General features: G+C 41.7%; 20 protein-coding genes. 17 read left to right on the top strand and 3 right to left on the bottom strand.

Annotation, left to right across the window (positions count from 1 at the left end; all coding sequences use genetic code 11):
* Positions 1-16 precede the first annotated feature (16 nt).
* The 4 genes from ACDZ28_RS13805 to ACDZ28_RS13820 all read left to right on the top strand — a co-directional run bounded on the left by ACDZ28_RS13805 (position 17) and on the right by ACDZ28_RS13820 (position 5,300).
* Complete coding sequence (locus ACDZ28_RS13805; RefSeq protein ID WP_375104965.1) at positions 17-1,285, top strand: cytosine permease; 1,269 nt, start codon at positions 17-19, stop codon at positions 1,283-1,285.
* Positions 1,282-2,385, top strand: a complete 1,104-nt coding sequence (locus tag ACDZ28_RS13810) for a DUF917 domain-containing protein (protein ID WP_042124571.1) — start codon at positions 1,282-1,284, stop codon at positions 2,383-2,385. Before ACDZ28_RS13805 ends, ACDZ28_RS13810 begins: the two co-directional genes overlap by 4 nt.
* Positions 2,378-3,928 carry a hydantoinase/oxoprolinase N-terminal domain-containing protein gene (locus ACDZ28_RS13815; protein WP_042124573.1) on the top strand — a complete coding sequence of 517 codons (1,551 nt, stop codon included), beginning with the start codon at positions 2,378-2,380 and terminating at the stop codon, positions 3,926-3,928. The genes ACDZ28_RS13810 and ACDZ28_RS13815 overlap by 8 nt, the downstream gene beginning before the upstream one ends.
* A gap of 169 nt (positions 3,929-4,097) precedes the next feature.
* The gene (locus ACDZ28_RS13820; protein WP_375104966.1) at positions 4,098-5,300 is read left to right on the top strand and encodes an MFS transporter; all 1,203 of its coding nucleotides are present in this window, start codon (positions 4,098-4,100) and stop codon (positions 5,298-5,300) included.
* A 147-nt stretch (positions 5,301-5,447) separates the two neighbouring features.
* On the opposite strand, the gene ACDZ28_RS13825 is transcribed toward ACDZ28_RS13820, so the two are convergent.
* Positions 5,448-6,290, bottom strand: a complete 843-nt coding sequence (locus ACDZ28_RS13825; protein ID WP_042124575.1) for an AraC family transcriptional regulator — start codon at positions 6,288-6,290, stop codon at positions 5,448-5,450.
* Positions 6,291-6,527: 237 nt separating this feature from the next.
* Here ACDZ28_RS13825 and ACDZ28_RS13830 point away from each other — a divergent pair, with 237 nt between their 5' ends.
* The 6 genes from ACDZ28_RS13830 to ACDZ28_RS13855 all read left to right on the top strand — a co-directional run bounded on the left by ACDZ28_RS13830 (position 6,528) and on the right by ACDZ28_RS13855 (position 13,597).
* A complete protein-coding gene (locus tag ACDZ28_RS13830; RefSeq protein ID WP_076117999.1) occupies positions 6,528-7,895 on the top strand; it encodes a carbohydrate ABC transporter substrate-binding protein in 1,368 nt (455 codons plus the stop codon).
* Between the two features lie 95 nt (positions 7,896-7,990).
* Complete coding sequence (locus tag ACDZ28_RS13835; RefSeq protein ID WP_375104967.1) at positions 7,991-8,884, top strand: carbohydrate ABC transporter permease; 894 nt, start codon at positions 7,991-7,993, stop codon at positions 8,882-8,884.
* A gap of 12 nt (positions 8,885-8,896) precedes the next feature.
* Positions 8,897-9,790, top strand: a complete 894-nt coding sequence (locus ACDZ28_RS13840; protein WP_042124581.1) for a carbohydrate ABC transporter permease — start codon at positions 8,897-8,899, stop codon at positions 9,788-9,790.
* 9 nt (positions 9,791-9,799) lie between these two features.
* Positions 9,800-9,967 carry a DUF6903 family protein gene (locus tag ACDZ28_RS13845; protein ID WP_170880250.1) on the top strand — a complete coding sequence of 56 codons (168 nt, stop codon included), beginning with the start codon at positions 9,800-9,802 and terminating at the stop codon, positions 9,965-9,967.
* Between the two features lie 17 nt (positions 9,968-9,984).
* A complete protein-coding gene (gene gnpA, locus ACDZ28_RS13850; RefSeq protein WP_076117996.1) occupies positions 9,985-12,153 on the top strand; it encodes a 1,3-beta-galactosyl-N-acetylhexosamine phosphorylase in 2,169 nt (722 codons plus the stop codon).
* A 244-nt stretch (positions 12,154-12,397) separates the two neighbouring features.
* Entirely contained in the window at positions 12,398-13,597 is a 1,200-nt protein-coding gene (locus tag ACDZ28_RS13855) for an MFS transporter (RefSeq protein ID WP_341110786.1), read from the top strand.
* A 64-nt stretch (positions 13,598-13,661) separates the two neighbouring features.
* Here ACDZ28_RS13855 and ACDZ28_RS13860 read toward each other — a convergent pair whose 3' ends face one another.
* On the bottom strand, positions 13,662-15,356 hold the full coding sequence (locus ACDZ28_RS13860; protein WP_076117993.1) for a PucR family transcriptional regulator: 1,695 nt from the start codon (positions 15,354-15,356) through the stop codon (positions 13,662-13,664).
* A 262-nt stretch (positions 15,357-15,618) separates the two neighbouring features.
* Between ACDZ28_RS13860 and ACDZ28_RS13865 the strand changes: the two genes are divergently transcribed.
* From ACDZ28_RS13865 to ACDZ28_RS13895, 7 genes are all read left to right on the top strand, one after another.
* The gene (locus ACDZ28_RS13865; protein WP_375104968.1) at positions 15,619-16,485 is read left to right on the top strand and encodes a DUF2877 domain-containing protein; all 867 of its coding nucleotides are present in this window, start codon (positions 15,619-15,621) and stop codon (positions 16,483-16,485) included.
* A 15-nt stretch (positions 16,486-16,500) separates the two neighbouring features.
* Positions 16,501-18,048 carry an acyl-CoA synthetase FdrA gene (gene fdrA, locus ACDZ28_RS13870; protein ID WP_339289435.1) on the top strand — a complete coding sequence of 516 codons (1,548 nt, stop codon included), beginning with the start codon at positions 16,501-16,503 and terminating at the stop codon, positions 18,046-18,048.
* Positions 18,049-18,050: 2 nt separating this feature from the next.
* Complete coding sequence (locus ACDZ28_RS13875) at positions 18,051-19,478, top strand: DUF1116 domain-containing protein (protein WP_042124592.1); 1,428 nt, start codon at positions 18,051-18,053, stop codon at positions 19,476-19,478.
* 84 nt (positions 19,479-19,562) lie between these two features.
* Positions 19,563-20,723 (top strand): ankyrin repeat domain-containing protein, encoded by a 1,161-nt coding sequence (locus ACDZ28_RS13880; protein WP_375104969.1) that lies wholly within the window; start codon positions 19,563-19,565, stop codon positions 20,721-20,723.
* A gap of 31 nt (positions 20,724-20,754) precedes the next feature.
* Positions 20,755-21,705 carry a carbamate kinase gene (gene arcC, locus ACDZ28_RS13885; RefSeq protein ID WP_375104970.1) on the top strand — a complete coding sequence of 317 codons (951 nt, stop codon included), beginning with the start codon at positions 20,755-20,757 and terminating at the stop codon, positions 21,703-21,705.
* Positions 21,706-21,776: 71 nt separating this feature from the next.
* Positions 21,777-23,231, top strand: a complete 1,455-nt coding sequence (locus ACDZ28_RS13890; protein ID WP_375104971.1) for a cytosine permease — start codon at positions 21,777-21,779, stop codon at positions 23,229-23,231.
* A 15-nt stretch (positions 23,232-23,246) separates the two neighbouring features.
* The gene (locus tag ACDZ28_RS13895) at positions 23,247-23,699 is read left to right on the top strand and encodes a nucleoside deaminase (protein WP_042124600.1); all 453 of its coding nucleotides are present in this window, start codon (positions 23,247-23,249) and stop codon (positions 23,697-23,699) included.
* Positions 23,700-23,764: 65 nt separating this feature from the next.
* Here ACDZ28_RS13895 and ACDZ28_RS13900 read toward each other — a convergent pair whose 3' ends face one another.
* Complete coding sequence (locus tag ACDZ28_RS13900) at positions 23,765-24,637, bottom strand: alpha/beta hydrolase (protein ID WP_042131873.1); 873 nt, start codon at positions 24,635-24,637, stop codon at positions 23,765-23,767.
* Positions 24,638-24,706 lie beyond the last annotated feature (69 nt).

A 24,706-nucleotide genomic window follows, 5' to 3' on the forward strand; every position in this document is an offset into this window, starting at 1 on the left:
GAGGAGGAGAACTAACATGAGAAAGGACGGAGCACCTCAGTCTTGGTTCACTCTGGGGATGGTATGGGCCGGAGCGGTGATCAGTATACCTGGCCTCCTGGTTGGGAATACGTTGATATCTGGTATGAGCTTACCTATGACATTATTGATCGCATTTTTAGGGTACGCCATTATCGTTGTCCTTATGATACTTCAGGGGATTCAGAGTACGGATCTTGGGAAAACAACCGTTCAAGTCGCAGCCCAAGTCTTTGGCAAAAAAGGCTCGCGAACGATTTTATCCATTATTCTCGCTATTGCTTGCCTCGGTTGGTTCGGGATTCAGGCTAATGTATGCGGGGCGGCACTGGCGAACCTGCTGGCGGAGTATGGAGTGATAGTCCCAGTTCCCCTTGCTTCTTTAATTAGCGGTTTGGTTATGGTGGTCTCAGCAATGTACGGAATGAAAGTGCTGAGAGTACTTAGTTATATTGCAGTACCTTTATTAATCGTGATTTGCATATATGGTTTAGTTCAAGTGTTCACTATGGATTCCGTGCAGAACATTTGGAGCTACCAGCCTGAGAAGCATATGAATTTCATGGATGGCTTAGCTGTAACAATAGGCTCATTTGCCTTAGGGGCTGTCATTGCAGGCGACTACTCTCAGTTCTCAAGAAAACGTTCTGACGTATTAAAGGCAGCATTAATCGGAATCGTTCCTTCTGGCGTACTGATGATTAGTGTGGGTGCTATTTTATCGATTGCTTACCAGACTAGCGATATTGCGGCCGTCTTTATAAATATTACAACGCCTTTTATTGGGGGTACTGTTTTGATTCTGGCTGCTTGGAAAACGAATATGGTCAACGCAATCTCGGGTGGATTTGCGCTTACCAATGTATTGCATATTTCCAAAGAAAAAGAAAAATGGGCAGTAGGGATTGCTGGACTCATCGGGACTGTACTCGCTGTGATTGGTATCTTGAATTATTTCACGCCAGTGATGTCGATCTTGTCAGCTATGGTTCCGCCGGTAGCAGGGGTAATGATTGCATCCTATTGGATCATGAATAAAGGCGATAAGAACCGTTGGAAGGAAACAGAGGGCGTTAATCGTCTAGGGGTATTTTCTTGGCTGGTCGGATCCATTATTGCTTGTATGCCCGTTGTGCTGTCCTTTTTCCCAAGCTTACCTCAATTATCAAATCAGCCATTACTCGGTATCGTCATTTCATTTGTCTTATATATTGTCTGCTACCGATTTACTGCCTCAAAAACTGTCATAATGGAGGGAAATAAATGAGATATTTAGATGAACAATCAATTGAACATATTGCCGTAGGCGCTGCATTTTTAGGCACAGGTGGAGGAGGAGATCCTTACATCGGTAAACTCATGGCTCTTTCGGCTATTGAAAAGTACGGACCTGTAAGACTTTATTCTGTGGATGAAATCGAGGATGAAGACTTTTTCATTCCTTCCGCCATGATGGGTGCGCCTTCTGTATTAGTGGAGAAATTTCCGAAAGGCGATGAGTTTGTTAAGGTATTTCAGATGCTGGCCAAATATTTGGGCAGAGATAAAATTACAGGCACGTTTCCGATGGAAGCAGGCGGAGTCAATTCGATGATTCCGATCGTCGTTGCAGCACAGCTGAATTTACCGCTTATTGATTGCGACGGGATGGGTAGGGCATTTCCTGAATTGCAGATGGTGACGTTTAACCTGGATGGCATTTCGGCTGCGCCGCTCGCAATTTCGGATGAAAAAGGAAACATTGGTATTTTTGAGACGATCGATAATAAATGGACCGAACGGTTAGCCCGTACAGCTACAGTGGAGATGGGAGCTAGTGCTTTGGTAAGTCTGTATCCAACGACTGGGGCTCAAATCAAGAACAGCGGTGTCCATAACATCGTGACGCTATCTGAGCAGATCGGAGAGATCATTTCTTCCAACAACAGAGATGCAAAAGACAAACTTGAAGAGCTTCTAAACCTGACATCCGGTTACGAGCTGTTTCAAGGGAAAATAACAGATGTCATCCGGGAAACCAAAGGCGGCTTCAATTTTGGGGAAATGAACCTAGAGGGCATTGAAGGAAATAAAGAGGAGCAGATGAAGGTATATTTTCAAAATGAGAATCTGCTTGCCAAGAAAAATGGCCAGGTTGTAGCCATGACCCCGGATTTAATATGCTTAGTCGATTATGAAACTTTATTGCCTGTTACAACAGAGAGCTTGAAATATGGAAAACGCGTACGCGTCATTGGCTTACCGGCACATCCTAAATGGAGAACGGAAAAAGGAATCGAAACGGTAGGACCGAGATACTTTGGGTATGATTACGATTATGCTCCTATTGAAGAATTGGTGAGTAAGGCGGTGGCTAAACATGTTTAGAATTGGAATAGATGTAGGTGGCACGAATACCGATGCTATTATTTTGGACGAGCAAAGCCGATTAATTCATAGTGTTAAATCTCCAACGACACTGGATATAAAAACGGGGATTGAGACGTCACTGCGTAATGTATTGAAGGAAGCGAGCATTGATAAAACGAAAATTACACATGCGATGCTCGGGACAACGCAGTGTACTAATGCTATCGTAGAACGGAAGAAATTAGCCAAGGTCGGTGTGATTCGGTTAGGATTCCCTGCTACCGCTTCTGTTCTGCCATATACGGCTTGGCCTAAGGACATGGTAGAAAAACTATCAGGAAACTTTGCATTAGTTCATGGTGGATATGAATATGATGGTAAATTACTCAGTGAGCTCGATGAGCAGGAGATTAAAGAGCTTCTAGTCGAATGGAGAGATAAAGTAGAATCTATTGCCATCATTGGTGTTTTCTCATCCATTAAAAATGATCAGGAGCTCAAGGTTCGAGACTTAATCTGGAAAGAATACGGGGAAACTTATCCGGTTTCTTGCTCCTCCTTGATCGGATCTGTTGGCCTGATTGAACGTGAGAATGCAACCATACTGAATGCGGCTTTATGCAAAGTCATCGAGACCACTAGCACAGGTTTTGAAAATGCGTTAGAAGCAGAAGGGATTCAAGGCGCTGAAGTGTACTTATGCCAAAATGACGGTACGCTTATGTCCATTGAATATGCTAAGCAATTCCCAATTCTTACAATTGCCTGTGGACCAACGAATAGCATCCGGGGAGCTTCTTATTTAGCGAACATTAAAGATACAATGGTACTCGATGTTGGCGGCACCACATCGGATATCGGTGTCTTGCAGGATGGATTTCCAAGAGAGTCCTCTGTAGCGGTGGAAGTAGGAGATATTCGCACAAACTTTAGAATGCCGGATATCATCTCTGTAGGACTTGGCGGCGGAAGCATTGTTCGCGTAGACAATGGTCAGATTACAGTAGGGCCGGATAGCGTGGGCTATAAGATCGCAGAAGAAGCGCTCGTATTTGGTGGGAGCACCCTGACTACGACGGATATTGCGGTTCGCCTCGGGTTAGCTGACGTGGGAGACAAAAGCTTAGTAAGCCACATTGATGAAGAATTTGCCAAACAAGTCCTGTCCGTCATTTCTTCGATCATAGCGAAGGCGATTGATAAGATGAAAACTTCTTCCGAGGATGTACAGATTGTACTCGTAGGCGGGGGCGGTGTTATTATTCCAGATGAGATTCCCGGCGTAGCCAGCATTATTAAAGTAGAGAACGGTGGAGTTGCCAATGCCATCGGTGCATCAATTTCTCAAATTAGCGGACAGTATGAACAAATATATATTTATTCACGAGAGCCGCGAGAGCAGTCATTAAGAGATGCTGAGGAAAAAGCGGTGAAACAAGCGGTAATGGCAGGAGCCGATCCAACGACGATTAAATTGGTTGAGGTTGAAGAGACACCACTTGCTTATCATCCCGAAAATGCAACCCGGTTAAGAGTTAAAGTTGTAGGTGAAATGAGCTAGAAAGCATTTAAAACAACTCCATGATGTAAAACTAGAAGCTTCTCATGAGTTCTTTGAACTTGTGTGATGCTTCTTTTTATGAGAAATAGGATTGATCAATATAGTCCAAATGAGTATTATGAGTAAGTATGTTCATATAAAAATAGAGATAAATAGGATGGAGAGCACCATGACAACATCACGACAGAGCGCATTGATTTTCTCGTTTACTTTTATGGCTTTTATTCTGGGTACAACGGAGTATATTATTGTTGGTTTACTCTCGGAAATATCCTCGAGCCTCGGAGTAACGCTAGCGACAGCCGGGGGCTTGGTATCTGGTTTCGCGATCGCTTATGCCATTGGCACACCGATTATGATGTCCTTGTTCAGCCGTGTTCCGAAACGAACTACGATTCTTGTGTCACTTGTATTAATTCTGCTGCTGAATTTATGGAGTGCTATAACAGGAACCTACAGTATGCTGCTGGTGACTAGAATAGTTACTGCCGTGCTATGTGGTTTTGTTCTTTCTGTAGCCATTACAGTAGCGAATGAGGCGGTTGATCCGGAGAAGAGAGGCAAAGCGATTGCTACCATTTTGAGCGGCTTCGCTGTGGCGAATGTATTTGGTGTACCGATCGGCACTTTTGTAGGGCAGTTCTTCAACTGGCCAGCAGCATTTGTTCTGAATGGGGTATTAGCCGGAATTGCTATAGCGCTAAATTATGCTTATATTCCACGCAAACTACCGAAGCCTGTGCCCAGCTCACTCAAGGATCAGATCGAACTGCTCACGAATGGGCGTATTATTCTCGCCTTTCTCATTCCGGTTACGGCAGTAGGAGCGGTATTTGTGATGTACACTTACATTACACCATTGCTGGAGCAAGTGATGAATATTCCTAAGAGCTCGGTTAGTGGCGTACTGTTTGTTTACGGAATTGCCACGATTGTCAGCAACTGGATCGGGGGCAAGGTTGCGACTGGAAATGCGGTAAGTAAGCTTAGATTCGTATTTCTTATCCAAGCTGTGGTCTATATCGTCTTTAGTATGACCGCATCAATCACGATTCTAGGAATGATCGTGCTAATGATGCTAGCCGTAATGTCGAGTATTGTGAGCGCACCGGCCCAGCTCTATTTGATAGATTTAGCCAAGCAGTACTCGCCACGCTCGAAGGATCTTGCTGCATCGTTGAATCCAGTAGCGTCTAACCTGGGAATCGCAGGCGGATCTGCGATTGGTGGAGTGGTTGCCGGGCATGGAGGGTTAATTTCCCTTCCTATAGCGGCTTCCATCCTGGCGATATCGGCATGTGTGATTGCTTTGATATGCTATAAGTTGGATCAGCAAAGCCAGGCAACGGTTATTCATCGTGAGGTAGCCTAGGCTATTTCAGCTCATCGTAAGAACTGGTCACATTAAATACTCTTATTTAAAGACAAGACTACTTCCTAAACAGGAGGTAGTCATTTTTTAACGCTATACGTTATCTACAGGATTGTCTAACGGAATTATCAAATGATGCTGCGCCCGTCATTGAACTCGTCGCTTGGTCTGAAGCCGGTAATCGCGTGGAGTTAGATTACAGCTTCGGCGGAAGCTTTGTGAGAAATAGCTTTGGGAAGAAAAACCAGTAGATTCCGCAATTTGAGAGATGGAGAGATCCGTGGTTTCTAGTAACTCCTTACTGGCACGAAGCCTGACCTCAATTAAATAATTGATGGGTGACATTCCATAATATTTTGCAAAGGTATGCACCAGATAATACTTGCTGAAATGTGCTTTTTCTGCCAGATAGTCAAGTGAAATTTCCTCTGAATAGTTAGAGTCAATATAACGTTTGATCCTGCTACATACCTTGTTAGCCTTTTGAGTAGCCACGACGGAAAATGGATGGCCAGAGTTTCTCATTAATATAGTGACTACAACCTCTAGTAAGTTTTGACAAATGGCCTCATAGTTTGCATCTTTATTTTCCGTTTCCCGAAGCATAGCGTTGAAATAGAAGGATAGCTCATCCCTCTGATTACGATAATTGATGATCTCATGATTACGGCTAGCACTTCGATCGCCAAAGTCAAAGCTCATCCCCTCAACCGCAAGCACGACATATTCAAGTGGATCACTACTAACCGATAGCTCGGTATGCTCGACATTCGGGTTCACAATAACTAGATCGTCTTGCTTCACTGGATAGATTTCATCCTCTACAATGAAGTTTCCCCGGCCGCTTCGGACATAAAAAAGCTCGGAAAAATTATGAGAATGACGCATGCTGTACCAATCACCTTCATAAATAGAGGAACTGACATAGATTAACTTGGCGGGAATTTCTCCACGTCCTTTACCAGGTAGCGAATAACGTACATTTCCCAAATAAGGTCAGTCCTTTGCGTTGATATAAGCTTACTTTACCACAATTACTAGACTGCATAACAATAAATTGAAATAGTCAATAATTTATAAATAAATTCTAATAAAGCAAGATATATAAAATGAACGGCAACATGTTTGTTGAAAGAAACTCGAACGATCAGATAAGATAAAGGAGTAAGAAAGCTCCTACGTACGCGGATTACAGCACCAATAAAAAGATAAATATGGAGGGTTATTATGAGAAAAGTTCTTAGCCTTGCACTTACAGCTGCACTGTCTCTAAGTCTTGCGGCCTGTGGTGGTAATACTGAAAGTAATTCTAGTTCCACATCTCCAGATGCCACCAACACATCGAAGAATTCTAATTCGACTGCCGAAACTCGTACTCTTAAGCTAGCCGCTTTAGAAACCGCTTACGGATCTGATGTATGGAAAGAGATTATATCTGGATTTGAAAAAGCTAACCCTGGAGTAAAGGTTGAATCAACCATCGACAAAAGTCTTGAAGATGTTATCGGACCGGGTATGAAATCAGGAGATTTTCCTGACGTCATCCATCTTGCCGTAGGTCAGCCTAAGGGTTTGACAGAAACCTTCATTAAAGACAATAACCTCACTGATCTCACAGACGTGCTTTCAATGACAGTCCCAGGTGAAAGCGTTACTGTTAAAGACAAGCTCATTCCTGGGTTTACGGATACAACCATTACGAACCCTTACGGTGATGGAAAAACCTTCCTGATGCCGATGTTCTATAGCCCAACAGGTCTGTTCTACAATGCTGACTTACTTGAGAAGAAAGGCTGGGCGGTCCCTACGACTTGGGATGAAATGTGGGCATTAGGAGACAAAGCTAAGGCTGATGGAATTGCATTGTTCTCCTATCCAACGACCGGTTATTTCGATTCATTCTTCTATGCTTTGCTTAACGAAGTTGGGGGTCCTGATTTCTTCACCAAAGCGACGCATTACACAGAAGGAATATGGCAAACACCAGAAGCAACACAAGCATTTGATATCATTAATAAGTTAGCTTCCTATACTGAAAAAACAGTTCCGGCGAATGGAAATAAAGACAACTTCACTAAGAATCAACAGCTTATTCTTGATAACAAAGCTATCTTCATGCCAAACGGTACATGGGTTGTTGGTGAAATGGGTCAAGCCCCTCGTGCTGAAGGATTTAAATGGGGATTCACTGCTCTACCAGCTGTAAAAGCTGGTGGTGATAGATACTCCTACACCTTCTTTGAACAAATCTGGGTTCCTGCGAAAGCTAAAAATGCAGATCTTGCAAAACAATTTATTGCTTATCTTTATTCAGGTGAAGCAGCAGGCATTTTTGCTAAAGTAGGTGCAGTCCAACCTATTAACGGTATGGCAGGCAAATTGGAAGGTGACAATAAACTCTTCTATAGCATCTATGATGGTGGTGCAAAGGCAGCTATGGGGGCATTTGCTACACCAGATCCGGTTGAAGGGGTAAGTATTTCGGATACCGTATTTGGTACCGTGGATTCCCTTGTGACTAAGGCTAAGACACAAGCACAGTGGGTTGAAGCAATTACGAAAGCAAGCGATCAGTTACGTGGAGCGTTGAAATAATTAAAGGCAATGCTGGATACCAATTCAATCTGTGAACAATGGTGGCATGCGCGAAGCTGCCACCATTATTTTTACCTTAAGAAGGAGATGGACCAATGGAAATCAAGAAAGGACAAGGGCGTTTTATTTTCTTCTGTATTGCTCCCGCCATAATCCTATTCGTTGTTTTTCTAATTATACCTACAATCAATGTATTCCGTATGTCCACGTACAAATGGGGTGGATACACAGATGACAAAACCTTTGTAGGGCTGCAAAATTTCGAGAAGCTTTTTCAAAGTGATAAATTTTATCAAGCGTTTCAGAACAGTCTTCTACTGATCATTTTAGTTACGATCATTACGTTTGCTTTTGCGCTAGTGTTCGCGTCCATGCTTTCACGAGAAAATCTAAAAGGACAAAATGTATTACGAGTTATCTTCTACATCCCGAACATTCTATCTGTTGTTGTTATCAGTGCAATATTCTCTGCAATTTATGATCCAAATAGTGGACTGCTAAATGCATTCTTAAATTTATTCCGCGAAGCAACCTCAGACCCAACACTTTGGTTGGGTGATCAGAAAATCGTTATTTTCCCACTCGCAGGTGCTATGATCTGGCAGGCTATCGGTTATTACATGGTTATGTATATGGCAAGTATGGCAAATATCCCTGAAAGCTTATATGAATCCGCTGACCTTGAAGGTGCAAGTAGGATACATCAATTCTTCACTATTACGATCCCTTTAATCTGGACAAATATCCGTACAACCCTTACCTTTTTCGTCATCAGCACAATCAATATGAGCTTCCTATTTGTTGTGGCGATGACCGGAGGCGGGCCTGACGGTTCTACTGAGGTATTCTTGAGCTATATGTACAAAGAGGCGTATACCAACTCTTCGTATGGTTACGGTATGGCAATCGGTGTAATTGTGTTCCTGTTCTCATTCGCACTAGCTGCTATCCTAAACGCAGTCACTAGACGTGAACATTTGGAATATTAAGGAGGGGACAACTTGAATAATAATAAACTCACACATCATGGAGCCGGCGATAAGTTGTATAAGGTCCTCATCTATGTTGTGCTGATCCTACTAGCAATTATCATCATCGTCCCTGTAGCTTGGGCGTTTATGGCCTCCATCAAACAGAATGTAGAATTTTATGCTAATCCTTGGGCTCTTCCAAAAGGAATTTATCTACAGAACTTTGCGGATGCTTGGCAGAAAGCTAAGATGGGCAGTTACATGTTCAACTCCGTAATCGTAACTGTGATTGCGATCGCGCTTCTGCTGGTCATTGCCTTACCTGCTGCATATGTGCTTGCACGTTATAAATTCAAGGGAAGCGTCATCTTGAATTTGATGTTTATGGCAGGATTATTTATCAATGTGAATTATATTGTTGTTCCGATCTTCCTTATGCTCAATAACGGTGACAAGGTCGCTCGCAATTTATTTGGACAGCCGATACTCCTGAATAATTTATTCATTCTGGCACTTGTCTATGCTGCAATGGCGCTTCCGTTCACGATTTATCTATTGGGGGGCTACTTTAAATCATTGCCTAGGGAATTTGAAGAAGCTGCTTCTGTAGATGGTGCAAGCTATTTCCGAACGATGGTGCAGGTTATTATGCCAATGGCTAAACCTAGCATTGTAACGGTTATCTTGTTTAATTTCCTCTCCTTCTGGAACGAATATATCATTTCGATGACTTTACTGACGAAGCCAGGACTTCGAACATTACCAGTTGGTTTAATGAATCTGATGGCTGCTCAGAAATCAGCTGTCGAATATGGACAAATGTATGCAGGTCTAGTAATAGTCATGCTGCCAACCCTTATTCTTTATATGTTAGTACAAAAGAAGCTTACCCAAGGCATGACCATGGGCGGGTTGAAAGGTTAAGGTGATACCATGAGTAATCCGTTACGCAATTTGTTGATGCTGATTGTCTTCATCTTCGCGCTAGTACTCGTTATTATTGGGCAAAAAAATATTGGTGCACCCGGGCTCGGAATTATGCTACTGGGGCTGGCACTTCTAATAGGTCTACTCTGGTTCTATAATCGGAAATTTAAGTAAAGGGAGAGTTATGAAAGATGAACAAAGGACGGGTCACGATACCCACAGATCTGGATGTTATTCCTGAAACGATAGAAGTTATGAAGCGCTGGGGCGCGGATGCAGTACGTGATTGCGATGGTACTGACTTTCCCGCAGAATTACGGGATATCGATGCTAAGGTGTATTCCACTTACTATACCACTCGTAAAGAAAATGGATGGGCAAAAGCAAATTCGGATGAAATCCAGCAGATGTATCTTATGACGCCTTTTTATACAGCTGAAGGCTCTAGTCTAATTATCCCTTTAATGAAGGGACTTTATCCAGATATGCTGAAAGTGAATACTCGTGACGATATCAAGCGCTGGTGGGAAGTTATCGATCGTACCACAGGAGATGTGCTATCGACTGAGCAATGGAGCTATAACGAAGAAACGGGAAGTGTTATTATTCAAGCAAGTCCCTTCCACGATTACACGGTTAGTTTTCTAGCCTATATTATGTGGGATCCCGTTCATATGTACAATGCGGTCACGAATGGTTGGGAAAATGTTGAGCCTCAGATCACCTTTGATGTTCGCCAACCGAAGTCGCGTGAGTTCACAATGCAACGACTACGTCAATTTATTGATGAACATCCCTATGTCAATGTCATTCGATTTACGACTTTCTTCCACCAATTCACACTCGTCTTCGATGAGCTTGCACGTGAGAAATATGTGGATTGGTATGGTTATTCAGCATCGGTTAGTCCTTATATTCTTGAACAATTTGAACAAGAGATGGGCTATCCGTTTAGAGCCGAATATATCATTGATCAGGGCTACTATAATAATAACTATCGCATTCCGACCAAGGAGTTCCAAGACTTTCAGGCATTTCAGCGGCGTGAGGTCGCCGTGCTTGCTAAGGAATTAGTCGATATTACTCACGAATATGGAAAGACAGCCATGATGTTTCTTGGTGATCACTGGATTGGTACCGAGCCATTTATGGAAGAATTCTCATCGATTGGGGTAGATGCTGTCGTCGGTAGTGTAGGCAATGGTTCCACCCTTCGGCTGATCAGCGATATACCTGGCGTGAATTATACAGAGGGACGTTTCCTACCGTATTTCTTCCCTGATACATTCTATGAGGGTGGAGATCCTGTACGTGAAGCCAAAGTAAACTGGGTCACAGCAAGACGAGCGATTCTTCGTAAGCCGATTGACCGAATTGGTTATGGTGGATATTTGAAGCTGGCACTGGATTTTCCGGATTTCATGAGCTACATCGAGAGTGTGTGTGATGAATTCCGTACTTTGTATGATAATGTACACGGAACAACACCATACAGTGTCAAAACCGTTGCAGTACTCAACTGCTGGGGTAAAATGCGTGCATGGGGTAATCATATGGTTCATCATGCCCTTTATCAAAAACAAAATTATAGCTATGCAGGGATCATAGAAACGTTATCTGGTGCACCCTTTGATGTCAAATTCATTAGCTTTGATGATATTAAGAATGACCCCTCTATCCTTAAAGGAATCGATGTCATTTTGAATGTAGGGGATGGCGATACGGCCTACACAGGTGGGGATTGGTGGCTGGATACAGATATTGTAACGGCAGTGAAGCAATTTGTTCATGAGGGCGGAGGATTCATCGGAGTGGGCGAACCCGCAGCTCATCAAGCGAACGGAAGGTACTTCCAGCTTGCAAGCATCCTCGGTGTTGAGCAAGAAAAAGGATTCACTCTCGGTTATGATAAATATAACTGGGAAGAGCAGGATCATTTTATTACTGAAGACTTCGGAGTAGATGATAAAGGAAAGAAGATTATCGATTTCGGTGAAGGAAAGAAGAATATATTCGCTCTCGAAGGCACCACTGTCCTTCGTCAGGTTGATAAAGAAGTTCAACTTGCAGTGAATGAATTCGGTAGTGGACGATCTGTCTACATCAGTGGATTGCCTTATAGTTTTGAGAACAGTCGCTTACTTTACCGTGCAATCCTCTGGAGCACTCACAGCGACCACGAGCTAAATCGCTGGTTCAGTGAAAACTATAACGTTGAGGTTCATGCCTATGTTAAAAATGGTAAATACTGCGTCGTGAACAACACTTATGAGCCACAGGAAACTGTCGTTTATCGTGGTGATGGCTCTAGCTTCTCACTCAAGCTGGAAGCAAATGAGATCAAGTGGTACGAAATCTAAACATAATATCAGCACAAAGAAGCTGTACCAAAGTCATGAAAATGGCTACTTGGTACAGCTTTGTCTTTTAATTAGGATTAACGTGTTCGCTTAGGTGAACGCTTCGCTTTTATCTCTTTGTATGCGAAACGGGTACGCCTCTTGCTACTTTATACTTTTAAACTCGTTTCTTATATGTTATAACTAATGCTACATTCTGAAGATCATTTGCGTAGCTTTGATTACTTGAGGGGAGATTTAGTTTTTGCAATCACCACAGACACAAGACAACAAGAATTCGTTATATATTATTTTACTTATTACGGGGATTGTTCTGGTAGCCTTTAATTTACGGCCCGCTATTACATCGGTTGGTCCACTAGTGGGAATTATTCAAGAGGATGTAGGGCTTGCACATTGGAGTGCAGGTTTATTAATGAGTATACCTTTGATATCCTTTGCTGTTATGTCGTCTCTCGTTCCCAAAATCGCTACTCGTTTATCCAACGAGAAGACACTATTGTTAGGTTTGGTTGTTCTTTTGGTCGGTATTTGTATCCGTTCTATTTCAATGACGCTCTTTATTTTCTTTGGAACGTTATTGGTGGGGGTAGGAATAGCCATTGGAAATGTTCTTTTGCCGGTAGTTGTGAAGGAGAAATTCCCTCAAAGGTTCGGTCTAATGACAAGTGTGTATTCCACTTCAATGGGATTATTTGCATCGTTAGCATCAGGTATTAGTATTCCTCTAGCTCATGATCTAAAGCTTGGGTGGGACGGAGCTTTAATTGTATGGGGAATACCGACAATCATAGCGATCTTGGTATGGATCGTTCTGCTTCGATTAAATCCAGCCAAAGGTAAGGCAATAAAAAGCTTAAGTGTCAGTGCTAAGCAAATCTGGCGTTCACCACTCGCTTGGAAAATAGCTCTATTCATGGGGTTTCAGTCTTCATTATTTTATATAACAATGTCTTGGTTACCTGAAATCTTATATAACTATGGCATAAGTAGAGGTACAGCAGGCTGGTTGCTATCCTTCACACAAATTGTAGGCGTACCTGCTAGTTTTCTTGTTCCTATTCTGGCTGGACGACTACGCTCTCAAGTGTGGATTGCATTTGCATTAGGCATGTGCTCCATTGTTGGTTATGGTGGACTATGGATGGGCTCATCTTACCCAATAATGATCCTAAGTATTATCTTAATTGGTATTGCTTTGGGAGGGAATTTTCCACTGGCGTTAAGTTATATCGGAATTCGTGCTCGAAATGGAAATCAAGCTGCAGAATTATCTGGGATGGCTCAATCAACGGGATACATGCTTGCAGCCATAGGACCTATATTGATCGGGTATTTATACGATATGACCCAAGTGTGGACGATTCCACTGATCACACTGATCGTTATTTCTGGACTCGTGATGACGTTTGGAATGTTGTCTGGCCGAGATAAGTATGTCTAAGAAAACTCCCCATATAGTAGACAGGTGAAATAATGAACCCTGCTGCTGTATGGGGAGCTTTTTTTTAAATCGTTTTGTTTAAAATGCTATATATCTTTAATGCTAATTGAATCCGCAGTAGTTCTTCTGAATGCTTTAAGTCCAGATTTAGGATTTCTTTAATCTTCTCGATTCGATAGATAAGTGTGTTTCTGTGCAAAAACATAGCCTTTGAAGTTTCGGTGACATTCAGATTGTTAATAAAGTAATTTTCTAAAGTTAACATATAACTTGTACCATGTAATTGATCATGATCAAACACCTTACCTAGACACTTTCGGAAAAATTCTTCTAAGGCTACGACTTTGATATTGGCTTCCAACAGGTGGTAAACCGAATAATCCTCGAAATGTGAGACCTTGTTTTGAAGGTTTTTTTGTTGCATTAATTTAATCATTTCGTTCGCCTCAGAAAAGCTTTTATGCAGCGAGCTGATTGTACTATATTGCTGACCAATGCCTATTAAGAGTGTTTCCTTCGTTTTTTGAATAAGTACCTCGAGTAGTTCATTCGCATATAACTTGGCATCACTAATCGAAACAGGAGGTCTTTCTTCATTTTGTCCTACTAGAATGATGACTCTGTTATTTCTATAAAAGCACTTAATTTCTCCAATCGCTTGATGCGAATAGTTATAAATGATATCCACACACTTTTTGGCAGTGGACTCCATTTTGTACTTTCCAATAATCATATCTTCAAACTTGTCTGCTTCATTCATTTCAATATTTATCACCATACTGTAATACATATAGCTCGGATTTAATCCATGAAGATAGCATAAGGTTTGCAGCGCTTCCTGCGAAGAGATTTTCCCCGAAAGTAAATCATCAATGGAGTCCTGCTTAATTCTTATTTCAAGTTCGCTAATTTCCTTTGCTTTGATCAGCTCGAGTGCCATGATGGTGGAGGCTTGCTGCAAAATAATGTAATCAAATTCGGATAACTCTTGTACCGTCTGCCAAATCACAATATAGCCATAAATATAGTTAGAAGCAGCGACAGGAATGACCCGACATTTTATTTCCGCACCTTCTGAACGATAGGTCCTCTTAATAGACTTTTTCATTTCATTTAGATTGGTGGGAATGGTATCGATGAACTCTTTATTAAAAACAGGCTGTCGATTTGAAAAATCAAGATAATACTCGAGTGGGCTGTTGTTCTTCGCATGCTCTGTGTGATGTAGTAATCGCCAATCCTTGTCTACGATGATAATAGGATTACTAATCGTTTCAGATAACATGGAGGTTATCTTTTCAATACCGCCGCCTTCAAGGGTGATTTTGAAGAACAAGTTATGTATATCTAAAGTTTTTCTATTGAGCAGATCATATCTTCCGGACACCTTCTCATTAATGATCGAGATCATGTTAGAGAGTGTATATTCAAAAGGCAGTTCCAGAAGGGGTAAGCCGTACTTATTGGCTTCATCAATCATGTTCTGTGGAAGCTTGTCAAAGTACCGTTTCATTTTCACAACCAATCCTGAACAGTTGAGCTCTGCAAGCTCCTTAATTATTCGGTTTTGTAATTCTGCATTATTTTTAAAGATATAGCCTGTCGATAAGAGTAGTTCGTTAGGTGAAAGCCAGTCAAAGGCATCAGGATTCTCTATAATGTTAACGATGGATATGGATTTATCAATTCCTGTTTCTCCAGCCACAATTTTGATTCCCTCTATAGCCTTGATCTTCATTAAGTCTTTAACGGTTAGCAATTTTTGGCACGCTCCTCAGACACACTTTTAACACATTCCCTTGTATAACATGCACAAATAGGATGCACTCTTTTTGGTTCGCTTAAACGATGACGATCCCTACCAGTATATTATATATTAAGTGCGTAAGGTAGTTACGCTCTAAGTTACCTTTGTACGATGTAACCAAATGATATTATCCAATCCATTTATCAATCTTTAGACGTGTAAAGGAGGTCAATCACCTTTTTTAAAATAAGGAATTAAAACAGAGGTGACGCTAGTGAGATTTGCAAAATCCGGTGATGACGATTTTATTCAGCAAATCAATCATCATAAGTTTCATGGTTTTGTTCATAGCACGTTTAATCGTACACTCAATATTCAATGTTTGGATAGTGGTGATTTGTATACTATTGCGTGTAAGGGAATCGATAATGCGCCTAATACACTTATTATTGACTTAGAAGACTTTGAAGAAGCAGATATTAGGGTGAATGACCTTGTAAGTTCGGATCATTCGGTTCTGTCGATTACTAATAAGATGTCTATAACAATAGAAGGTATTAAGAATTGGACTTGTATATTGCCCGAGTACCCTTCAGTAGCGGATGTCTTAGAAATGAATTTATCCACCATGAAGCAATATATCAAACTTCACGGAAATAACAGCAGAATTGAAAGGGCTTTCAAAAGTGGCAATCCTTTTGACGATGAAATGTCTAGAATGCTTCATGAACGGACGCAGTTACTTGTATCGGAATTGCAAAATAAGCGAATGGCTACTGCAATCATACATGCAGCTTCGCTCATAGGCCTTGGACCAGGCTTAACGCCAGCCGGTGATGATTTCTTGGTGGGATTGTTTACCGTCTTTAACATCGAGAATCATCAATACTTTTCACACCATTCGTTTTGTGAAGAAGTCGTCTTACATGCGAAAGCTTTAACCAATGATATCAGCTATATGGCATTAGCAAAAGCAGCCGCAGGCCAGGTAAGAGAGTCCATTATTGATTTAATGGAGGCTTTATTTAGAGGTAGTGAAGAAGAATTAATCTCATCTTTACGTAGGGTATTGGCTATAGGCTCCACGTCGGGTACAGATATAGCCCTAGGAATTATTGCAGGGCTGGAAATGAACATGTAAATGGGAGGTACAAATATGACTGTACAAGTTTTAGTAAAACCAAACACTTATATCGATTCCGTATCTTTGATGTCACTCTCAACAAAAGCGAATCAGATCGAAATCGTAGAACAAGCCATTATTGCAATGGGTACTGAAATGAATAAAGAGGTCATTAGAAATGTGGGCTTGATGACCCCTGAAGTAGAAAGTGCCAAAACAAGTGACTTAGTGATTATTGTGAAGGCTGCCTCTGAAGAGCTATGTGAGCGTGCTTTCGAAAGTATCAATGAATTATTAACGAAAAAGAAAGATTCCTCTAAAGGAAAGAGTGAAGTTAAATACTCAACAATTACCTCAGCTGTAAACGGTACTCCTGATGCTAACTTAGCGATTATTGCGGTAAATGGGAGTTACGCTCCTAGAGAAGCAAGAAAAGCGCTTGAAAATAATCTTCACGTCATGTTGTTTAGCGACAATGTAAGTATTGAAGATGAAATTGAATTAAAAACTTTAGCCCAAGAAAAAGGCTTGCTAATGATGGGGCCAGACTGTGGTACTGCAATTATTGGTAATGTCGCTTTGTGTTTTGCAAATGCCGTGAGAAAAGGCAATATTGGGATCGTCGGCGCATCAGGAACAGGTAGCCAAGAGGTAACGGTTCGTATTCATGAATTTGGCGGTGGAATCACACAGTTGATCGGTACGGGCGGTAGAGATCTAAGTGAAGAGGTTGGCGGCATTATGATGCTGGCTGGAATTAAAGCTTTAGAAGAGGATGATGCAACGAAGGTTATTGTTCTCGTATCTAAACCACCAGCACCAAGTGTAGAAGAGAAAGTACTAGCACAAATTAAACAATGTAAGAAACCAGTTGTGGTTTGGTTTGTGGGTGGAAATGAAGAAAAGGTCACCCAAGCTGGCGGTCATTTTGCAAAAATGTCAAAAGAAGCGGCACTTAAAGCGGTGCTTTTAGCTGGAGCAGACGAATCGAAGCTTAACAAACGTGCGTTAAATCTTCCGCTTATTGAAGAAGTACGTGCAAAGTTAAAGCCTGAGCAAAAGTATATCCGTGGACTATTTAGTGGCGGTACGCTTTGTGATGAAGCGATGCACATTGCTATGGAGAAATTCGACAATGTCTACAGTAACATTCAGAGAGATCCTGAATATCGCTTAAAAGATGTTAGAGTAAGCCAAGATCATACCTTTATAGACTTCGGAGACGACCAATTTACACAAGGTAAACCACATCCAATGATAGATCCATCCACTCGGATTGAAAGATTTATTCAAGAAGCGAAAGATCCTTCTGTCGGTGTTATTGTGATGGACTTTGTACTAGGCTTCGGAGCACACGAAGATCCTGTAGGCGCAATGCTTCCAGCAATTATCGAAGCAAAGCAAGCCGCGGAAGATGAAGGAAGACATCTAGAGATTATTGGATACATTCTTGGAACCGAGCTAGATAGTCAAAATATTGAAGGTCAAATTAATAAATTGTTAGCTTCTGGTGCTACACATGCTAGCAGCAGTCAGAACGCAGGTCTACTAGCAAGAGAATTCGTTGTGAAAGGAGAATAGTCATGAGTAAAATCAATGAACTTTTTACGAATAAACTAAATGTCATTAATGTAGGCATTGAGAACTTTAGAGATGATTTGTTAAAGCAAAACGCGAATGTAACTCACTTGGAGTGGATGCCACCAGGGAGAGGGAACCCAGAATTAATTGCTGCGCTGGATAAGCTTGAAGATCCAAGTGTTACAGATAAGATTGAAGCTGCTAACAAAGAGGCTGTCGAGCGAATTATTAATTCCCAGCCGGTACTAATTGGCTTTGACCAAGCGATCAATGTGGTTCCGGGCATGACGAAAAATACGATTTTACATGCTGGCCCGCCAATCACTTGGGAACGTATGAATGGTCCGATGAAAGGTGCGGTAACAGGAGCCATTGTATTTGAAGGCCTTGCCCCAAATATTGAAGAAGCCGCTGAACTAGCTGCATCTGGAGAGATTACCTTCTCGCCATGTCATGAACATAACTGTGTAGGCTCCATGGCTGGTGTCACATCCGCTTCCATGTTTATGCATATTGTTGAGAATAAAACTTATGGCAATATTGCTTATACAAACTTAAGTGAGCAAATGTCCAAAATCCTTCGTATGGGTGCCAATGATGAGAGTGTTATCCAGCGTCTGATTTGGATGCGTGATGTCTTGGGTCCTATTTTAAGAGATGCGATGAAACTAAATCCAAATGGCATTGACCTGCGTTTAATGCTATCCCAAGCCCTTCATATGGGGGACGAGTGTCATAACCGAAATGTAGCTGGAACAACCCTGCTCATTCAAGCGCTAACGCCTTATATTATCCAAACCGATTTTACCGTTGAACAGAAAAAAGAAGTGTTTGAATTCGTTAGCAGCAGCGACTATTTCTCGGGTCCAACATGGATGGCGCTTTGTAAATGTGCCCTTGATGCTGCGCACGGCATTGAGAATAGTACCATTGTTACCACAATGGCTCGTAACGGAGTGGAATTTGGTATTCGTGTGAGCGGAATAGCTGGAAACGTGTGGTTTACAGGTCCTGCACAACAAGTAATTGGTCCTATGTTTGCCGGTTACAAACCAGAAGATTCTGGTCTTGATATAGGTGACAGTGCGATCACAGAGACCTATGGCATTGGCGGATTTGCTATGGCAACTGCACCGGCGATTGTGTCGCTTGTGGGTGGTACCGTTGATGATGCAATCAGCTACACCACAAAAATGGCGGAAATCACAACCACTGAAAATCCGAACGTGACGATTCCAATGCTTGACTTTATAGGGATTCCTACAGGTATTGATATTCAAAAAGTTATTCAAACTGGAATTATGCCGATTATTAATACAGCTATTGCACATAAAGATGCCGGGATTGGAATGATTGGTGCAGGTATCGTTAACCCTCCAATCGAAGCATTTGAACAAGCATTACTTGCATTAAGTGAAAATATTAAATAAGAAAAGGGCTAACTTGTTTAGCCCACCATTCTTATTTCGAACTAGACGGACATCTCGTGTTAGGTTGTGAAGGAGTGAACAATTTTGGATAGTCTATCCTTGAATACAAAACTTATTGAGGCGAGTGAACAGGGAGAACTCGCTTCTGTTGAGAAACTATTAGGCGAAGGTGCCAGTGTTGATTATAAAGATGCTGCTGGGCGAACAGCGCTAATGGCGGCAACACAAAACAATCAAATCGCGATTGCTAAAAGATTAATAGAAGCAGGAAGTGACGTAAACACCAGAGATATTACCCAACTCTCACCGTTTATTTGCTCGGCAGCAAATGGATTCTATGAAATTCTGCGTCTCATGATTGCTGGTGGTGCTGATTTGAAGAGCGTGAATCGATTTGGAGGAACAGCGCTGTTACCATCGAGTGAAAAGGGCTACTTAAAAACCGTAGAAGCGTGTATTGATGCTGGGGTGCCAGTGAATCATGTCAATGACTTAGGTTGGTCAGCCCTGCTTGAAGCAGTCATATTGGGGAATGGCGGACGACTATATTCTGACATAATAGAAGCGCTTGTTCATGCAGGGGCAGATGTGCATTTGCCTGATCGAGATGGGCTCTCATCCCTACAACATGCCGAAGAGAACGGTCAGCATAAAGTCGTGAAGATTCTAGAACATAGCTTCCAAGAAAATAACGAATATGTGAAGCAGGCAAAGGCTCTCGCTAACAGCGATCAATATGAAGAAGCTATATCTGTCATGGACAGGGCGCTGGAAGTGGATGCTGACAACCTGGATTTCATCTATTATAAAGGTTATTTCTTGCAGGAATTAAAGAGATACGAAGAGGCACTTCAATGCTATGAAAGCGTTTTATCTATGGATCCTGCTAATTTAGAATTCTATTTCTATACAGCGAATTGTTTAAGACTATGGAAAAAACCTGAGGAGGCTCTTCAGGAATATGATAAAGCCTGTGAGCTGGCACCTAATGAAACGTTCTATCGTTACCACAAATCAAATTATTTAAGAGAGCTTGGGAGACACGAAGAAGCAGTTATTGAGATGGATAAGCTGCTAGCTCTTCAGCCGAATAGATATGACTTCTCCTTCCATAAGGCGAACAGTCTAAGATCGCTTGGGAAGCATAAAGAAGCCATTGAAGCCATCGAAAACGCAATAAAGAATGACCCAACGAACCCGTTATACCATTCACACAAAAAGCAATCTCTTGAGTTACTCGGTTAGAGCATAAGAATTGCAACATAGGAGGCATCAGATGAAAGAGACTGTAATCGTTGCTATTGGCGGAAACTCATTGGTCAAGGAAAATGGCCTGGATTCGATTCATGACCAATCTGAAGCAGTAAAAGAAGTGGTCGTCAATATTGTTGATATGGTGCAAGAAGGCTACAATGTCGTCGTTACTCATGGTAACGGACCACAAGTAGGGTTTGGACTAAGAAGATCTGAGATTGCACATGAAATTGCCGGTATGTCTCCTGTTCCACTAGTAAACTGTGGAGCTGATACACAAGGTGGAATCGGTTATTTAATTCAACAAGCTTTAATTAATGAATTTGCAGTTAGAGGGATCCATAAGAATGTGGCTACGGTTATCACGCAAGTTGAAGTAAGCTCAGAAGATCCTAATTTTAAGAATCCGACGAAGCCGGTGGGATCTTTCTTTTCCCAAGAGCAAGCTGAAGAAATGAAACAAGAACATCCTGAATGGAGCTTTGTAGAAGACTCTGGCCGAGGATACCGTAGAGTGGTTCCGTCCCCAAGACCTATAGATATTGTGGAGAAAGACGCAATTAAGTCATTAATTAATGGGGGATTTGTCGTTGTTGCTGCAGGCGGTGGAGGTATCGCAGTCGTGAAGTCTGATGATAACACGTACAAAGGTATCGATGCAGTTATCGATAAGGATTTTGCCACGAGTCTTTTAGCAGAACAAATCCATGCGGAGACATTAATTATTACAACGGGAGTGTCAAGAGTATGCATCAACTATGGTAAGCCGAATCAAAAAGAGCTTTCCAAAATGACGGTTGATGAGACTAAACAATATGTACTGGAAAATCACTTCCCAGCAGGAAGTATGCTGCCTAAAATCGAGGCAAGTTTAAGCTTCTTAGAGAACAGCGGAACGCGGGTTATTATTACGAATCCGGAAAGCTTGAAAGATGCGATTAATGAAAAGGCAGGCACTCATATCGTAAAGTAATTTAAGATTTTAGTTCCTCCAGACTTCCGTAGTACACCTAATAACTATATTAAGAGGCGGGAAGTGTAGACATGGATCAAGCAAAATTGGAACAAAATTATGATAAGTACAAATCATACGGTTACGGTGAGGAATTACTGCCTAAAAAGCCTGACCAAAGAGACTGGGGAATGTCCAACTATATAACACTCTGGATGGGCGCTGTTCATAATATTATGTCTTATATGACAGTAGCAGGTTTCTTCGTCTTAGGGTTGAATACAACACAAGTGCTTTTTGCCGTCATGCTTTCAGCCATCATTGTCTCCGCATTTTATGCTTTAAATGGGTATTCTGCTTCCAAATACGGGCTGCCATTCGCGATGTTGCTTCGTGATTCGTTTGGGGTAAAGGGAGCGATTATCCCTGCATTAATACGAGGCCTTGTTGCCGGATTAGTATTCTTTGGAACCACTACTGTTGTAGGTGCAGAATCATTAAATGTTATATTTGCTAGGTTTATTCCGAATTATATGGATTTAGGCGGTGGCTTTACATTATTCGGGTTAGCATTCCCGACAATGATCTCTTACGCAATTCTTTGGACAGCAACGGTTCTGTTGTTCTTAGGCGGAATGAAAACATTAGGTAAGTTCGGTAACTGGTCATCTCCAGTAGTGTATGTGTTTATTATTGGTGCTGCTGTTTGGGCGATCAAGATTGCTGGAGGGTTCGGGCCGATTTTAGAGTATGTACCAGCGAATCCAAGTTCCAGTCCGCTAGTCTTTATCGCTTGCGTGAGTGCATTGGTATCTAACTGGGCGGGTCCTGTGGTGAATATGTCAGACTTCACGCATCGTGCGAAATCACCAAAAGCGGCTATGATTGGATTGCCTGTGGGGTTTATCTTGTCCTATATTCTTTTTGCCATCACTTGTGTGGCTTTAATCGCGGGTACTGAAATTGCGTTTGGTGAACCGATCTTCAATATCGTTCATGCCATTGATAAAATTGAAAACACTTTCGCGGTTGTTGTATTGATTCTTGCCCTAAACGTAGGAGCAATCGCCTTCGTAGTGTTTGCAAACTTATTACCAGCGGGCTTGCAAATGTCATCCCTTTTCCCGAAAAAATTCACTGTAAAGACTGCAGGTGTCTTAACAGCTATTGTTGGAACTTTGATTTTGCCATGGAAGCTTGTAGAAAGTACCACGACCTTATTTTACTTCTATAGCTTTATTGGGTCCATCTTTGGTCCAATTGCGGGTATTATGCTTTCAAGCTTCTTTATTCATCGGAAAAGAGTATTAAATCTTGATAATATCTATGTCCCAGCAGGCAGCAACGGTGAATATAAGAATGGTTACAATCCTGTTGCGATGGCTGTTCTAGCAGTCAGCTTCATCCTTCCTATGTCAGGTGCATTTCTTAAGGGTATCCCCTTCCTAGTTAGGATGAATGATTTTGCTTTCTTTAGTGGTTTAATTGTTTCGTTTGTTCTATACACCATCTTTAGCAAAACACTAAAATCATCCCAATTAAACTAGAGGAGGAATTTTGAAATGGATTACATGAAATTGGCGGTAGATGCAACGATCGAGGGTATGAATAAGAAATTTGGGGGCCCGTTTGGTGCAACGATTGTTCGAGGCGATGAAGTAATTGCAGCGGTTAGCAATACGATGATGAGAGATACGGATCCTTCTGCACATGCGGAAATGGTAGCCATCCGAGAAGCCTGCAAAAAGCTAGACACCATGGACTTATCGGATTGCGTAATATACGCAACCTGTGAACCCTGTCCAATGTGTATGGGCGCTATCATTTGGTCAGGTGTTAAAGAAGTTCATTATTGCAGCACAAGAGACGATGCGAAAGAGCATGGCTTCTCTGACATCCACCTTCGTGAATATTTTGTGGGTCATGATGAGAGTGTTGTCAATATGATCAAAGTGGAAGCAAGAGAAGATTGCGATCATTTATGGACGCATTTCCACGAATTAAACAAGAAATAATTCAGGCGGTATCCTATATTTTCCGGCACTATTTTAGTGCCGGATTTTCCTGTTCTTTTACAGAACTACTCAGTAAGATGAAGCTGAAGGAAATCAATCACCTGATGAAGAGCTTTTTGCACTACAGGATTATTGAAATCTTTTTCAAATACATGCTCTCCGTTAGGAATGGTTATAAGCTTTGCGGGTACCCCTTCTTTCACTAGCGCAGCTCTCATGAATGCTGATTGTTCATAGGGTACATCTACATCATTTGTTCCGTGCAATAACAATGTAGGGGGGAATTCCTTAGTTACATGATGAATAGGACAGAATTTGAGGAGTTCTTCCTTATGTAGAGAAGGATTCAAGCCCGTCACTTCTTGTATCCACTGACCGGATTGCCTAGCATATAAATAGAGAAGAAAACGTTCGTCAACGGTTGCGTTCGTAATGATTTGATCGGACACCGTACTTTTTGCAATCTCCATAGAGACGATATCTTTTTCACAATAGAATTTACTAGGTTCTAGTGCCCATTGTGCACTAATATCGCCATATCCATAGAAGGAGACAATCGCACGCGGCTTATGGGTAAACATTCCTGTGCATAGCGCAAGGAAACCACCTGCGGAGCTTCCCACCACAGCAATCCTTGAGGGATCAATGGAGAATTCCTTGGGTCCTTCATTCACTAACCAAAGAAGGCCGTCTTGGACATCTTCAAGGATGTCAGATAGGGTTGATCTAGGAGCTAATCTATAATCAATCGAAAACAGCGCAAAGCCATTATTGGTGTAGAGTTGTATCATTTCCTCGGATAGATCTTCTCGATCACCCCAAAGTAGGCCGCCTCCGTGAATGTATACAATAGCAGGGGCTTGGGAACGGTTTGTTTCATAAAAATCAGCTTTAATTGTAAATTGATCATTTTCTTTAAAAATAACGGTCTTCTTCATCACTATCCAATACACCTCATCAAGTAAGTAATTTTTAAAGATTAGCACTACCTCTATTGTATATCATTC

The sequence above is a fragment of the Paenibacillus sp. RS8 genome (assembly GCF_041956825.1).
Classification (GTDB): domain Bacteria; phylum Bacillota; class Bacilli; order Paenibacillales; family Paenibacillaceae; genus Paenibacillus_AQ.

Excerpts from the sequence above, each read along its gene's own strand:
- ACDZ28_RS13805 (WP_375104965.1), top strand. The coding sequence starts at position 17 with ATGAGAAAGGACGGAGCACCTCAGTCTTGGTTCACTCTGGGGATGGTA.
- ACDZ28_RS13810 (WP_042124571.1), top strand. The coding sequence starts at position 1,282 with ATGAGATATTTAGATGAACAATCAATTGAACATATTGCCGTAGGCGCT.
- ACDZ28_RS13815 (WP_042124573.1), top strand. The coding sequence starts at position 2,378 with ATGTTTAGAATTGGAATAGATGTAGGTGGCACGAATACCGATGCTATT.
- ACDZ28_RS13820 (WP_375104966.1), top strand. The coding sequence starts at position 4,098 with ATGACAACATCACGACAGAGCGCATTGATTTTCTCGTTTACTTTTATG.
- ACDZ28_RS13830 (WP_076117999.1), top strand. The coding sequence starts at position 6,528 with ATGAGAAAAGTTCTTAGCCTTGCACTTACAGCTGCACTGTCTCTAAGT.
- ACDZ28_RS13835 (WP_375104967.1), top strand. The coding sequence starts at position 7,991 with ATGGAAATCAAGAAAGGACAAGGGCGTTTTATTTTCTTCTGTATTGCT.
- ACDZ28_RS13845 (WP_170880250.1), top strand. The coding sequence starts at position 9,800 with ATGAGTAATCCGTTACGCAATTTGTTGATGCTGATTGTCTTCATCTTC.
- gnpA (WP_076117996.1), top strand. The coding sequence starts at position 9,985 with ATGAACAAAGGACGGGTCACGATACCCACAGATCTGGATGTTATTCCT.
- fdrA (WP_339289435.1), top strand. The coding sequence starts at position 16,501 with ATGACTGTACAAGTTTTAGTAAAACCAAACACTTATATCGATTCCGTA.
- ACDZ28_RS13875 (WP_042124592.1), top strand. The coding sequence starts at position 18,051 with ATGAGTAAAATCAATGAACTTTTTACGAATAAACTAAATGTCATTAAT.
- arcC (WP_375104970.1), top strand. The coding sequence starts at position 20,755 with ATGAAAGAGACTGTAATCGTTGCTATTGGCGGAAACTCATTGGTCAAG.
- ACDZ28_RS13890 (WP_375104971.1), top strand. The coding sequence starts at position 21,777 with ATGGATCAAGCAAAATTGGAACAAAATTATGATAAGTACAAATCATAC.
- ACDZ28_RS13895 (WP_042124600.1), top strand. The coding sequence starts at position 23,247 with ATGGATTACATGAAATTGGCGGTAGATGCAACGATCGAGGGTATGAAT.
- ACDZ28_RS13900 (WP_042131873.1), bottom strand. The coding sequence starts at position 24,637 with ATGAAGAAGACCGTTATTTTTAAAGAAAATGATCAATTTACAATTAAA.